Raw genomic sequence first — 13,269 nt, 5'->3', positions numbered from 1 at the left:
CTGATCGCGGCCAAGGGGATCGAGAAGCTGCCGGTTCTGGCGGCGCTGGTGGAGGAGACGCCGGCCGATGCGCTGCCGGAGATCGCGCGCTCGAGCCTGCGGGCGCTGCTCGGCGGCATCCACCGGCTGGACGAGGAGATCGCCGGCCTGGAGGCGGAGCTGAAGGCCTGGCATCGCGGCAACGAGGTCAGCCGGCGGCTGGCGGAGATCCCCGGCATCGGGCTGATGACTGCGACCGCGCTGGCCGTCAGGGTCGTCGATCCCGGCCTGTTCCGCAACGGCCGCGACCTCGCCGCCTGGGTGGGACTGACGCCGCGCCAGGATTCGACCGGCGGCAGGACCCGGCTCGGCAGGATCACCAAGGCAGGCGACGCGCTCCTGCGCCGGCTCCTGATGCTCGGCGCGACCTCGCTCATCAGAAGCCTGAAGACATCGGACAGCGCCCTGGGGCGCTGGGTCCGAGCGCTGCTGGCGCGCCGCCCGCCGAAGGTGGTCGCGATCGCGCTCGCCAACAAGCTGGCGCGCATCGCCTGGGTGGTGATGGCGCGGGGTGAGCCCTTCGACCCCCGGCGCCTGGAGGCGGCGGCCGGGGCAGCCTGACACGAACCGGCCGCCACGCAGACCCGACCCGCAAGGGGCGGCAACGATTGGCGAGGGTGAACCGAAGAGGTGAAAGCACGCGGTCGACCCGCAATCCGGAAAACCCGCCGCACGCATCGCTCCTTCGAGAGCATGGGAATGTTCGGGACCGGATCAGCGGACTTCATCTGGGCCGTGGTCCCAAGGACCACAACGTCAAGGCCGTACACATGCCTGCACCCGACCAACCTGCGCAAACCTCGAAAATACACCTTGCCAAACGGCAGCCATCCACACATGCGCTGCGAGATTGGAGCAGGGTTCGGGGATCCTCTCGGCGGGCGGGGCGGACTTCGATCGTTCGGATGGTGAGAAGGGAGGACGTCACGGATGGACCGGGTCGAGTCCTTCGGGGACGCCCGGGACGGGGGCGTGGCCGGCCGCGGCACCGGGTTCGGCGACCGCCGCGCGGCCGGGCGCGCGGCCGTACGGGTGGATCGGGGCATCGTGCGGGGTGAACAGGAAGCGCCGGAAGACCTCGCCGTAGCCGCGGTAGAGGAGCCCGCCATTGGCCTCGAGCAGGGCGGCCCGATGCGCCCGGTAGACGGCCGGCAGCCGGTACCACGGCAGGCTCGGCCAGCGGTGATGGGCGACATGCAGGTTGTTGTGCAGGAACAGGAGGCCGAAGACCGGGCTCGCCTCCACGATCGCGGTGCGCTCGGCGACATCCTCCTTGGCCTTGTGCTCGGCGAAGGAGCGCACCAGCGCCAGCGCGGTGCCGCAATAGACGAAGCCTAGCAGATATTGCCAGAGCGGCAGGCCGCAGATGCCGATCGCCCAGCCGAGCACCAGCGCGACGAAGACCGCATGCCAGGCCCAGACCCGCATCGCCGCACGGTCGCCGGCGATCAGCCGGCGCGCCTCTTCGGCCAGGAAGCGGCCGATCGACCAGAGCGGCCCGATCGCCAGACGCCCCGCCAATGTCGCCTGCAGGGCGACCAGCCGGCGGCCGACGGGACCGAGCTCGCGATAGCCCTCCGGCGTCCAGTAGCGGCTTTCGGGATCGTCGAGCGGGTCGGTCAGCCGTTCGTCGCGGTGATGCACCAGATGGGAATGCCGGTAGCTCTCGAACGGCAGCCAGAGCCAGAAGGGCGGCGTGCCGAGCGCGGTGTTGAGCACCCGCGACCGTGTCGGGTGCCCGTGCAGGATCTCGTGCTGGATCGAGCCCCACCAGGCGGCGATCCAGGCGGCGAGCGGCAGCCAGAGCCAGAGCGGGAGGGCGTCGTGGAACCAGGTCAGGCCGAGCCAGCCCGCATAGACGACGACGATCAGCGCCAGGGTCGGGACCTCGACCATCGGCAGTCTTTCACGGATGGCGGGCGCGTCGGGCATGACATCCATCTTCGGAACTCTGGGGAAGCCAACCCAGATTAGGCGGTGCGCGATTCGCCGCAATGCGGACGTTGTCGCTCGCGACCGTGATTGGTCACCGTTGCCCCCGCGGTGGTGACGATCGTCACCAGGCCATGATCGCCGCGACGCCCGCCCGCCGTCCGGAGGGCACCATCCGGCCGCGCCGCGCATGCGAACGCCGGCCCTCTGCCGGAGCGACGCCAGCCATCGCACCGATGAAATTCGCCAACCGCCCGCATCATCGGTGATGATCATCACCGATGATGCTTTTTGTCACCGACAATTGCGAATGGTCGACACAGCCACTAGCCTTGCGCCTCATGAAACCGCGCGTCTCGCATGATCTCTTTCGGGAACGGGTGCGGCAGGTGCTGACCCGCAGCGGCCTCACCTATGCCGGCTTCGCACGCCGTGCCGGCCTCGACCGATCGACCCTGTCCCAACTCCTGACCGGGCCGATGCCGCGCCTGCCACGGGCCGAGACGCTGGTCCAGATCGCCCGCACCGCGCGCGTCTCCGTCGACTGGCTGCTCGGCCTCAGCCAGCGCTCGGAAATGGAGACGGAAATCATCGAGGCGGTGATGCGCTTCGAACCCTACGGCCAGAGCCCGGCCGAAGACCCGTATCTCGGCTGGGTCAAGGCCGCGCAGGGGCTGCGCATCTGTACCGTGCCGGCGAGCTTTCCGGATCTCCTGAAGAACGAGACCGTGCTGCGGACCGAGTTTCCGGAGGCCTTCTCGGTTCCGCGCGGCAATGCGGTCGAAGCGGTCGCCCAGCGGCTCGACATCCTGCGCCAGCCCTACCAGCAGCACGAGGTCGCCAATTCGCGCGAGGCGTTCATCGGCTTCGCCGCCGGCGCCGGGCGCTGGTCGGTCCTCGATGCCGCCACCCGGCGCACCGCCCTCGAACACATGACGGCCATCACCGAAGAGCTCTACCCGTCCTTCCGGGTCTACCTCTATGATTCCGGGACGACCTTCTCGGCCCCCTTCACGGTGTTCGGCGCCCAGCGCGTCGCCGTCTTCCTGGGGCCGAGCTACCTGCTGCTCAACGCGGCGAGCCATGTCGAGATGTTCGCCCGACGGTTCGACGACCTGATCCGCGGGGCCGTGGTACAGCCGCACGAATTTGCCGGCTTCTTGAAGGACTTGACCGGCCGGGTCGGATGATCGGGCCGGATATGCGCGGGGGGCGCATCAGGCATGGACGGATCGGAAGCCCAAAGGCGCCTCTCCATGGAGGCGTCTCTCGACAGCATGGAAGGCGTCTTCTGGCAGGCACCGCCGCCGAAAGGCTGGCTGGCCCGCGTGCCGAAGGCGGCGGTTCTGGTTGCCGTCTATCCGGGCGTGCTGACCGCCGGCACGATCGCGCTGGCGGCAACCTGGCTGTCCGTCCACTACAACGCCCCGGTCATGCTGTTCGCGCTGCTGATCGGCATGGCGTTCCACTTCCTGCACGAGGAAGGCCGCTGCCGCTCCGGCATCGAATTCTCCTCGCGCACCATCCTGCGCCTGGGCGTCGCGCTGCTCGGCGTGCGGGTGACCTTCGGCCAGATTTCCGGGCTCGGCCTGCAACCGGTGCTGACCGTCATTCTCGGCGTCGCCAGCACCATTGGCATCGGCGTGCTGATCGCCCGGCTGCTCGGCCTGAAGCCGTGGTTCGGCCTCTTGTCGGGCGGTTCGGTCGCGATCTGCGGCGCCTCCGCGGCCCTTGCGGTCGCCTCCGTCCTGCCCGACCGGGTGCGCGACGATCGCGACACGATCCTGACGGTGGTCACCGTCACGGCCCTCTCGACCATCGCCATGGTGGTCTATCCGGCCATCGTCGCCGCCGTCGGCTTCACCAATACCGAGGCCGGCGTCTTCCTCGGCGGCACCATCCACGATGTCGCCCAGGTGGTCGGCGCCGGCTACATGGTCTCGCCGGAGACCGGCGACGTGGCGACCTATGTCAAGCTGCTGCGCGTCGCCATGCTGCTGCCGGTGGTCGCCGCGATCGGCCTCGTGGTGGCGCGGATCGGCGCCGTCGGCGGCAAGCCCGGCCGGGCCGTGCCGGGCTTCCTGATCGGTTTCGCCGCGCTGATGGCGGCGAACAGCTTCGGGCTGGTGCCGCCCTTCGTCGCCGCGCTGCTGACCGAGATCTCCCGCTGGTGCCTGGTCGTCGCCATCGCGGCGCTCGGCATGAAGACCTCCTTCAAGACCCTGTTCGCGGTCGGCTGGCGGCCGATCGCCCTGATGGTGGCGGAGACGGTCTGGATCGCGCTTCTGGTCTTCGTCTCGGTCGCCTTCTTCTCGTGACGACCGGCCGGCGGGCCCCCCCTGCGAAATTAGCATGCGGGCGACCTGGAGCTTCGCGTCCGGATCGGTCAAGATGCGTCGCCGCATTGCAGCACGACGCTGCCGAGCCGGCGGAGGCATCATGACGGGCAAGATCGTCGCCGTATCCCAACAGAAGGGTGGATCCGGCAAGACCACGCTCTCCGCCCATCTGGCCGTGGCCCTGCAACCGCTCGGACGCGTCGCGATCCTGGACGTCGACCCGCAGGGCAGCCTCGGCGAATGGTTCGAGAAGCGCGAGGCGCGCCTCGGCGAGGAGGCGACCGGCCTGACCTTCCGGACCGCCAGCGGATGGGGCGCCAAGCGCGAGGCGCGCACCCTGGCACGCGATCACGACCTGGTCGTGATCGACACCCCGCCGAAATCCGATCTCGATGCCCGCTATGCGGTCGAGGCGGCCGATCTGGTCATCATCCCGATCCAGCCGAGCCCGGTCGACCTGTGGGCGAGCGAGGCGACGCTGACCATGGTCGAGCGCGAGAGCGTGCCGGCCCTGTTCGTGCTGAACCGCGTCTCGGCGCGGTCGAGCTCGGCCCGGGCGGTGATCGAGGCGATCGAGAAGCTCGGCCGGCCGATCTCGGAGGCGCGCCTCGGCGACCGGGTCGCCTTCGCGTCCAGCATGGGGATCGGCTCGACCGCGATGGAGAGCGAGCCCGGCAGCAAGGCCGCGCTCGAGGCGCTGGCCATCGCCATGGACGTGAAGCGGCGGCTCGACGTCTGATTTCGTCCCGGGAGGGCGGACATTCCGCAGCGGTGCTTCACGCGCCGGCCGGCGGGCGCTATGGACGGGTCTTCATCCTTGCCGGAGGCCCGCATGGCACTGGAACAGACCGCGTTCGACACCCCCCTCGATGCCGACCCCGAACTTGCCGCCGCGATCCGGGGCGAGTTGAAGCGCCAGCGCGAGGGGATCGAACTGATCGCCTCCGAGAACATCGTCTCGCCGCTGGTGCTCGCCGCGCAGGGTTCGGCGATGACCAACAAGACGGTCGAGGGCCTGCCCTATCACCGCTACTATGGCGGCGCCGAATATGCCGATGCGGTCGAACAGATGGCCGTCGACCGCGCCTGCCGCCTGTTCGGCTGCCGCTTCGCCAATGTCCAGCCGCATTCGGGCTCGAACGCCAATGCGGGCGTGTTCCTCGGCCTCCTGGCGCTCGGCGACACCATCCTGGCGATGGACACCGCGGCCGGCGGCCATATTAGCCACGGCCATCCGGCGACCTTGACTGGGCGCGACTACAACATCGTCCGCTACGGCGTGTCGCGCGAGACCGAGCGGATCGACATCGAGGCGGTCGCCGCACTGGCGCGCGCGTCGCAGCCGAAGCTGATCATCGCCGGCGGTTCGGCCTATCCGCGCAGCATCGATTTCCCGGCCCTGGCCGCGGTGGCGCGCGAGGTCGGCGCGCTGTTCATGGTCGACATGGCGCATTTCGCCGGCTTGGTCGCGACCGGCCAGCACCCCTCGCCCTTCCCGCATGCCGACATCGTCACGACCACGACCTACAAGTCGCTGCGCGGCGCGCGCGGCGGCATCGTGATGTGGAACGATCCTGCCCTGACCGACCGGATCAATCTCGGCATCTTCCCCGGCGTGCAGGGCTCGGTGCTGCTGCATGCGGTCGCCGGCAAGGCGGCCTGCCTCGGCGAGGCGCTGAAGCCCGAATTCCGCGCCTATAACGAGGCCGTCGTCGCCAACGCCCGGGCGCTCGCCGAGACGCTGGCGGCGGCCGGCTACAGGCTGGTCTCCGGCGGCACCGATACCGGCATGATCCTGGTCGATCTGTCCGCGCGCGGCACCACCGGCGACATCGCCGCCAAGGCGCTGGAAAAGGCCGGGCTTGCGGTCAACAAGAACCTGATCCCGTTCGACACCCGCCCGCCGGAGGCGCCCTCGGGCCTGCGGCTCTCCTCCAATGCCGGCACGACGCGCGGCTTCCGCGAGGAGGAATTCCGCCGGATCGGCGCGATGATCGACCGCGTCGTCTCCGCCCCGTCCGACGCGGCCGTGCTGGCCGCCGTCAAGGCCGAGGTCGCCGCGCTCTGCGCCGACTTCCCGATCTACTGATCCGGGTCCGGTCCGCCGGGGGATCGCATGCCGGACGTGCGAACGCCCCGTCGGCCGCGACCGGCATCGGCCTCACGTCCCCGGAAAGGCCGCGGCCTTGTCGGGGAATGGCAGGTCCGGCCCAAGCGGCACGATGCCGTTCGGATTGAGCGAGCCGATGCCGTAATAGCCGCGCTTGATGTGGTCGATCGAGACGGTTCCGGCCAGGGCCGGGACCGCCATCAGGCGATCGAGATAGGCGGAGAGCTGCGCATAGTCGGCCAGCCGCCGCCGGTTGCACTTGAAGAGGCCGTGATAGGCCGCGTCGAAGCGGACCAGCGTGACGAACAGCCGGATGTCGGTTTCGGTCAGCGCCGCGCCGAAGAGATAGGGGCCGGTTCCGGAAAGCCGGGCCTCCAGGTCGTCGAGCATCGCGAACACGTCGCGATAGGCGGCCTCGTAGGCGCCCTGCGTCGAGGCGAAGCCGGCGCGATAGACGCCGTTGTTGAGCGCCGGATAGATGCGCTCGGACAGGGCGTCGATGTCGGCGCGCAGCGGTTCGGGATAGAGATCGACCGGATGGGCGGCGAGGCTCCGGAAGCCGTCGCCGAGCATGCGCAGGATGTCGGCCGATTCGTTGTTGACGATGGTGCGCCGCGTCCGGTCCCACAGCACCGGTACCGTGGCGCGGCCGTTCACCGCCGGATCGGCAGCGGTATAGATCTCGTGCATCCAGGTCGCATCGATCTCCTCGTCGCGCATCGGCGCCGCCGGCCCGAAGCGCCAGCCCTGCGCGCCGAGCACCGGATCGACGACCGTGACCGGGATGGCGTCTTCGAGGCCCATCAGCGCCCGGGCGGCGAGCGTGCGCGACGCCCAGGGGCAGATCAGCGCGACATAGAGCCGATAGCGCCCGGCCTCGGCCGGAAAGCCGCCCGCCCCGGTCGGCCCGGGGCGGCCATCCGCCGTCACCCAGTTGCGGAAGGTCGAGGTCTGGCGGACGAAGCCGCCGGCCGCGTCTTTGGCCTGGATCGGCTGCCAGTCGGCCGTCCATTTCCCGTTCACCAGCATGCGATCACTCCCGGCCGCCGATCGGGCGCCTCTTCATATCTGTCACGATCAGATCGGCCTTGCGGCGCCCGCGGTCAATGCGGCCGGGATTGAACGCTGCGTTCGAGGCGTCCTCGCCGACGATCCGCCGGACGCGGGGCGAACGTGCGGTGCGTCCCGTCGAACAGTGCGTATCCGGGACCGCGCCGGGGCGGGCATGGCGGCAGACGGCGAGACGCGCTACATGCAGCGGCATGGAAACGGCGCGCCTGCACGCGCCCAGAGCATCCTGCGATCGGGTGGAACCATCAGATCGACGATAAGATGCCCTAGATTCAATAAGATAGATAGGTCCGCGACCTTTCGGACGCGGACCGATCGAGGGTCGAGAGGACGGCGCAGCGATGGAACTCGGCATCTACACCTTCGTGGAGGCGACGCCCGATCCGACGACCGGCCGCGTCCTTGCGCCGGCCCAGCGCATCGCCAACCTGATGGAGGAGATCCGGCTCGCCGACGAGGTCGGGCTCGATGTCTTCGGCATCGGCGAGCACCATCGCGCCGACTATGTCGTCTCCGCCCCCGCCGTGGTGCTCGGCGCGGCGGCGGCCGTCACGAAGCGCATCCGGCTGACCAGCGCGGTGACGGTGCTCTCCTCCGACGATCCCGTACGCGTCTTCCAGGCCTTCTCGACCGTCGACCTCCTGTCCGGCGGGCGGGCCGAGATCATGGCCGGGCGCGGCTCCTTCATCGAATCCTTTCCGCTGTTCGGCTACGACCTGTCCGACTACGACAGCCTGTTCGCCGAGAAGCTCGAACTGCTGCTGGCGCTGCGCGACAACGAGCGCGTCACCTGGCAGGGCGAGCACCGGGCGGCGCTGCAGAACCAGCCGGTCCATCCGCGCCCCGTGCAGAGCCCGCTGCCGGTCTGGATCGCGGTCGGCGGCACGCCGCAATCAGTGGTGCGCGCCGCCATGCTCGGCCTGCCGCTCGCCGTCGCCATCATCGGCGGCACGCCCGACCGCTTCCGTCCGCTGGTCGAACTCTATCGCGAGGCGCTGCGCCGGGCCGGACGCGACCCGAAGGACTATCCGGTCGGCATCAATTCGCACGGCTTCATCGCCGAGGACACCACGCATGCGGCCGACATCTGGTATCCGGCCTATGCCGACACGATGAACCGGCTCGGCCGCGAGCGCGGCTGGCCGCCGACCAACCGCGCTCAGTACGAGGCCCAGATCGGCCCGCGCGGCGCGCTGCTGGTCGGCTCGCCCAACGCGGTGATCGACAAGATCCTCTACGAACACGAACTGTTCCGGCACGACCGCTTCCTGATGCAGTTCTCGGTCGGCACCCTGCCGCATGCGGACCTGATGAAGGCGATCGAGCTCTACGGCACCGTCGTTGCGCCCGCGGTCCGTAAGGCGCTCGGCACCGAGGCCCGGCAGGCCGGCTAGGCCGCACGCCATCCGCACAGTCAGGCCGATCGGGGCCGGAGGCGTCGCGCGGCCGGCGCATCCGGCATCCCGGGCCGCCAAGAAATGAACATTGTTCACAACGAAACATGTTTCCGCCGCGAAGCAATCCGGCGGCAAAGGGAATGCGGCATATCGGGGCAGACGCAACGACCCGTCATGGCGCCGGTCCGGTTCTTTCCGGGATCGGCGCGATGCCGCCTTAGGACCCGGGAGCCTGCCCGATGTATACCGACGACGATCTCAAAGCGGCACTCGATGCCGGCGCCATCGACCGGATCAATTATCTGAGCCTGGCCGAATTCCTTGCCGCCCGGCTGGCCCTGCGCGGCACCACCGCGCCCGCGGCGGCGGCGGCCGCGGTGCCCGTGCGGCGCTTCGACCTGACACATCTGCTCTGGTATGCCGGCGCGCTGATCGTCATGGCGGCGATGACCATCTTCACCACCACCGCCTTCAACGCGCTCGGCGGCGGTGCCCTGATCATCACCGGCCTTTTCTACGCCTTCGCCTTCGGGGCGTTCGGCAACGCGTTGTGGCGTTCGCCGGAGACCCGCACGCCGGGCGGCCTCGCCCTGACGGTCGCCGTCGCCATGGTGCCGATGATCATCTACGGCATCCAGGACGCGCTCGATCTGTGGCGCTTCGCCCAAGGCAAGCCCGGGGAATACAAGGCGTTCTTCCCCTATATCCACGGCAGCTGGATCTACATGGAACTGGCCACCGTCGCGGCGGCCGCTCTGGTCATGCGCTTCCGGCCGTTCCCGTTCCTGCTGATGCCGGCCGGGATCGCGCTCTGGTTCTTCTCGATGGATATCGTCGTCTGGCTCGCCCATTTCGATACCGTGGCGACGCGCGCGAATGTCTCGGTCCTGTTCGGCCTCGCGACCATCGCGGCGGCCTGGGCGGTCGACCTGAAGGCCCGCGACAAGGGCGACTATGCCTTCTGGCTGCACATCTTCGGCATCATGACCTTCTGGGGCGGCCTGACCGCGCAGGACAGCAAGGGCGAGATCGGCCCCCTGCTCTACTGCCTGATCAATGTCGGCCTGCTGCTGTTCGCCGTCTACATGAACCGCCGCGTCTATGCCGTCTTCGGCACCATCGGCGTCGCCACCTATCTCGGCCATCTCGCCGCGCAGGTCTTCCGCGACTTCCTGGCCTTCTCCTTCGTCCTCACCCTGATCGGCGTCGGCGTGATCGCCCTCGGCATCTGGTACAACAAGAACCGCGACCGCTTCGCCCGCTGGCTCGACGCCAGCCTGCCCGCCGGCCTGCGCCGGCTCCGGCCGCACTGAAGTCCGACAGGTTCTCGATGCCCTGGCGCGCCGGCGAATTCCCGCCGGCGCGTCCGCATTGTCTGGCGGCGGGCGCCCCCGCCTCGCATCCCCGCCCGCACGTCCGATGGAAAGCGATGCGGCGCCGTCTCGGGCGGAGGCAGCCGACGTCCGGACGGCACGGCGATCGGCACGCCCCCGATACGGCGTCGGGCGGACCGACCTCCCCGATCAGCCGGCCTTGACCTTCTGATAGTCCTTCACGTCGGTGAATTTCAGCATCGGCCAGCGCTCTTCCTCGTAGCGCAGCGAATAGGGCGAGGTCGCCATGTAGACCGGATCGCCGTCGAGATCGCGCGCCATGGCGGAGGAATCGCGCCGCGAGAATTCGTCGAGCTTGGCGGGCTCCGTCGTCGAGACCCAGCGGCAGACGGCGAAGCGGGTCGTCTCGAAGCTGATCTCCAGGCCGTATTCGTTCTTCAGCCGCTCGGCCAGCACGTCGAGCTGCAGCGAGCCGACCACGCCGACGATCGCCTGGGAGCCGTCGAAGGGCAGGAACACCTGCACGACGCCCTCCTCGGCCATCTGCTGCAGGGCCTCCTTCAGCTTCTTGGCCTTCATGGCGTCGGCGGCGCGGACCCGGCGCAGGATTTCCGGGGCGAAGCTCGGCACGCCGCGGAAGACCAGATCCTCGCCCTCGGTCAGCGTGTCGCCGATCCGGAGCGTGCCGTGGTTCGGGATGCCGACGATGTCGCCCGCGAAGGCCTCGTCGGCGATGGAGCGATCCTGCGCGAAGAAGAATTGCGGCGTGTGGAGGCTCATCGGCTTGCCGGTGCGCACCAGCTTGGCCTTCATGCCGCGCTGCAGCTTGCCCGAGCAGACGCGCATGAAGGCGATCCGGTCGCGATGGTTCGGATCCATGTTCGCCTGGATCTTGAAGACGAAGCCGGTCATCCGCTCCTCGGTCGCCGTCACCGTGCGGCCGTCGGCCTTCTGCTCGCGCGGGCTCGGCGCGAAGGTGCCGAGCGCCTCGATCAGATCCTTGACGCCCATGTCGCGCAGCGCCGAGCCCCAATAGACCGGCGTGTGATGGCCCTCCAGGAAGCTCTGGCGCACGAAGGGCTTGGCCGCGCCGGCGGCCAGCTCGACCTCGCCGACGAACTGCTGGAAATCCGCCTCCGGCAGCATCGCCTCGATCCGGCTGTCCTCCGGCCCATTGACCGGGATCGCCTCCTCGGCATCCTTCAGGCGGATCGCCGAGCGGACGAGGTCGTAGGTGCCGGCGAAGGCCCGGCCGCGGCCGATCGGCCAGGTCATCGGCGTGGTGTCCATGGCCAGCGTCTTCTCGATGTCGTCGAGAAGATCGAACGGGTCCATGGTCTCCCGGTCCATCTTGTTGATGAAGGTGACGATCGGGATGTCGCGCAGCCGGCAGACCTCGACCAGCTTCAAGGTGCGCGCCTCGATGCCCTTGGCGGCGTCGAGCACCATGACGGCGGCGTCGACGGCGGTCAGCGTGCGGTAGGTGTCCTCCGAGAAGTCCTCGTGGCCGGGCGTGTCGAGCAGGTTGAAGACCCAGCCGCCATATTCGAAGGTCATCACCGAGGTGACCACCGAGATGCCGCGCTCGCGCTCGATGCCCATCCAGTCGGACCGGGTCTGGCGCTGGTTGCGCTTGGCCTTGACCTCGCCGGCGAGCTGGATCGCGCCGCCGAACAGCAAGAGCTTTTCGGTCAGCGTCGTCTTGCCCGCGTCCGGATGCGAGATGATGGCGAAGGTCCGCCGGCGGGACACGGGATCGGCAAGGCCGGAAGCGGGCGCGTTCATACGATTTCGCTCGTTCGGGGGAGGACGAGCGCTAGATCCGGGGTTTGCCGGCGGATGTCAACGGCGGGGGGCGAATTCGCAGCCGGCATCAGGTCAGCGGAGCGGCGAGAACCCGCAGGAATGCCGGGTTCACGAAGATCTTCTCCCGCCCCGCCTTGCGTTCCTCCAGGATGCCGAGATCGGCGAGCGCCTTCAGATAGCGGGAGGCGGACTGGCGTTGGGCGATGCCGGAGGCGACCAAGGTTTCGATCCGGCAATAGGGCTGCACGAAGATCGTCTCGATCAGTTCCCGCGAATAGATCTTCGGCGCCTCGACGCGGACCCGTTCCGCCGTCGCCTCGATCAGACGCCGGATGACGCCGATCCGTTCGACGGTCCAACGCGCGGTTTCCTCGACGATCGAGAGCATGAACAGGATCCACGCCTCCCAGGCGGCATCCACGGTCACGGCGAGCAGAAGACGGTAATAATCCGCCTTGCGCCGGATGATCGCCCCCGACAGGTACAGGATCGGCTGATCGATCAGCCCCTGCTCGACGAGATAGAGAATGTTGAGGATGCGCCCGGTGCGGCCGTTGCCGTCTGTGAAGGGGTGGATCGCCTCGAACTGATAGTGCATCAGCGCCATACGGACGAGCGGATCGGTCTCCTCCGCCTCGTGGATGTAGCGCTCCCATAGCGCCAGCATGTCGCGGATGCGGTCGGCCCCGACCGGAGGCGTGTAGACGACCCGTCCCGTGGCGTCGTTGAGAAGCATCGTTCCGGGGGTAGCACGGATATCCAGCGCAATACCTTTGATCCGACGGCAGACCTGGACCGCCGTAGCGGTCGTGAGCGGGCGGGTCGCCAGGGACTCGAAGCCTTCGCGCAATGCCGTCCGGTAGCGCAAAGCTTCCTTGGTGGCGGAGTCCGCGCCGCTCTCATCTCCGGCGTATTGAAATAGCCGGTCCGTCGTCGTGACGATGTTCTCGATCTCGGAACTCGCCTGCGCCTCGAGAAGCGGGATGGCGTTGATCAGCACCGATGGTTCGGGAATCAGCGCGGATGTGGCCTTGAGTTCGGCAAGCGCTGCGCGCGCTTCGATCAGCGCCTTCAGGACCGCGCGCGTCTCCAACTCCGGTGCGGGCGGCAGCGGCGGCAGGTCGTTGAAGGGCTGCTCGGGCGAGAAGGGCATGAACGATCTACGCTGCGCGACATGTCGACGGCATCGACATATTCGCACGACGTGTCGATGAAATCCAAAAACATCGACATGTCGTGCG

General features: G+C 68.7%; 11 protein-coding genes. 7 read left to right on the top strand and 4 right to left on the bottom strand.

The annotated features are described in order from the left end of the window. The coding region (locus ABB55_RS31035) for an IS110 family RNA-guided transposase (RefSeq protein ID WP_244472117.1) at positions 1–600 on the top strand (600 nt) is incomplete at its 5' end. A 363-nt stretch (positions 601–963) separates the two neighbouring features. On the opposite strand, the gene ABB55_RS24635 is transcribed toward ABB55_RS31035, so the two are convergent. Continuing rightward, on the bottom strand, positions 964–1,971 hold the full coding sequence (locus ABB55_RS24635; protein WP_083464201.1) for a fatty acid desaturase: 1,008 nt from the start codon (positions 1,969–1,971) through the stop codon (positions 964–966). A 389-nt stretch (positions 1,972–2,360) separates the two neighbouring features. On the opposite strand from ABB55_RS24635, the gene ABB55_RS24630 reads away from it, so the two are divergent. The 4 genes from ABB55_RS24630 to ABB55_RS24615 all read left to right on the top strand — a co-directional run bounded on the left by ABB55_RS24630 (position 2,361) and on the right by ABB55_RS24615 (position 6,399). Then, the gene (locus tag ABB55_RS24630; protein WP_160321315.1) at positions 2,361–3,161 is read left to right on the top strand and encodes a helix-turn-helix domain-containing protein; all 801 of its coding nucleotides are present in this window, start codon (positions 2,361–2,363) and stop codon (positions 3,159–3,161) included. A gap of 66 nt (positions 3,162–3,227) precedes the next feature. Beyond that, complete coding sequence (locus ABB55_RS24625) at positions 3,228–4,289, top strand: YeiH family protein (protein ID WP_083463914.1); 1,062 nt, start codon at positions 3,228–3,230, stop codon at positions 4,287–4,289. Between the two features lie 121 nt (positions 4,290–4,410). Beyond that, the gene (gene parA / locus ABB55_RS24620) at positions 4,411–5,049 is read left to right on the top strand and encodes a ParA family partition ATPase (protein ID WP_054361185.1); all 639 of its coding nucleotides are present in this window, start codon (positions 4,411–4,413) and stop codon (positions 5,047–5,049) included. A gap of 93 nt (positions 5,050–5,142) precedes the next feature. Then, the gene (locus ABB55_RS24615) at positions 5,143–6,399 is read left to right on the top strand and encodes a serine hydroxymethyltransferase (RefSeq protein ID WP_054361184.1); all 1,257 of its coding nucleotides are present in this window, start codon (positions 5,143–5,145) and stop codon (positions 6,397–6,399) included. Positions 6,400–6,471: 72 nt separating this feature from the next. Here ABB55_RS24615 and ABB55_RS24610 read toward each other — a convergent pair whose 3' ends face one another. Further along, entirely contained in the window at positions 6,472–7,449 is a 978-nt protein-coding gene (locus tag ABB55_RS24610) for a glutathione S-transferase family protein (protein WP_054361183.1), read from the bottom strand. Positions 7,450–7,832: 383 nt separating this feature from the next. Here ABB55_RS24610 and ABB55_RS24600 point away from each other — a divergent pair, with 383 nt between their 5' ends. Beyond that, entirely contained in the window at positions 7,833–8,885 is a 1,053-nt protein-coding gene (locus ABB55_RS24600) for an LLM class flavin-dependent oxidoreductase (RefSeq protein ID WP_054361181.1), read from the top strand. Positions 8,886–9,127: 242 nt separating this feature from the next. Further along, entirely contained in the window at positions 9,128–10,201 is a 1,074-nt protein-coding gene (locus tag ABB55_RS24595; RefSeq protein ID WP_054361180.1) for a hypothetical protein, read from the top strand. A gap of 210 nt (positions 10,202–10,411) precedes the next feature. Here the strand turns inward: ABB55_RS24595 and ABB55_RS24590 are convergent, their stop codons facing one another. Continuing rightward, positions 10,412–12,007: a peptide chain release factor 3 gene (locus ABB55_RS24590; protein ID WP_054361179.1), complete on the bottom strand. Its 1,596-nt coding sequence runs from the start codon at positions 12,005–12,007 to the stop codon at positions 10,412–10,414. Between the two features lie 88 nt (positions 12,008–12,095). Then, positions 12,096–13,181, bottom strand: coding sequence for a protein adenylyltransferase Fic (gene fic / locus ABB55_RS24585; RefSeq protein WP_054361178.1), 1,086 nt, complete (start codon positions 13,179–13,181; stop codon positions 12,096–12,098). Positions 13,182–13,269 lie beyond the last annotated feature (88 nt).

The sequence above is a fragment of the Prosthecodimorpha hirschii genome (assembly GCF_001305515.1).
GTDB lineage: Bacteria > Pseudomonadota > Alphaproteobacteria > Rhizobiales > Ancalomicrobiaceae > Prosthecodimorpha > Prosthecodimorpha hirschii.
Note: the sequence above shows the minus strand (reverse complement) of the source record. Positions and strands in the feature narration are given on the sequence as shown.

Coding starts and splice junctions, on each gene's coding strand:
- ABB55_RS24595 (WP_054361180.1), top strand. CDS start 9,128: ATGTATACCGACGACGATCTCAAAGCGGCACTCGATGCCGGCGCCATC.
- ABB55_RS24615 (WP_054361184.1), top strand. CDS start 5,143: ATGGCACTGGAACAGACCGCGTTCGACACCCCCCTCGATGCCGACCCC.
- ABB55_RS24590 (WP_054361179.1), bottom strand. CDS start 12,007: ATGAACGCGCCCGCTTCCGGCCTTGCCGATCCCGTGTCCCGCCGGCGG.
- fic (WP_054361178.1), bottom strand. CDS start 13,181: ATGCCCTTCTCGCCCGAGCAGCCCTTCAACGACCTGCCGCCGCTGCCG.
- parA (WP_054361185.1), top strand. CDS start 4,411: ATGACGGGCAAGATCGTCGCCGTATCCCAACAGAAGGGTGGATCCGGC.
- ABB55_RS24625 (WP_083463914.1), top strand. CDS start 3,228: ATGGAGGCGTCTCTCGACAGCATGGAAGGCGTCTTCTGGCAGGCACCG.
- ABB55_RS24635 (WP_083464201.1), bottom strand. CDS start 1,971: ATGCCCGACGCGCCCGCCATCCGTGAAAGACTGCCGATGGTCGAGGTC.
- ABB55_RS24600 (WP_054361181.1), top strand. CDS start 7,833: ATGGAACTCGGCATCTACACCTTCGTGGAGGCGACGCCCGATCCGACG.
- ABB55_RS24610 (WP_054361183.1), bottom strand. CDS start 7,449: ATGCTGGTGAACGGGAAATGGACGGCCGACTGGCAGCCGATCCAGGCC.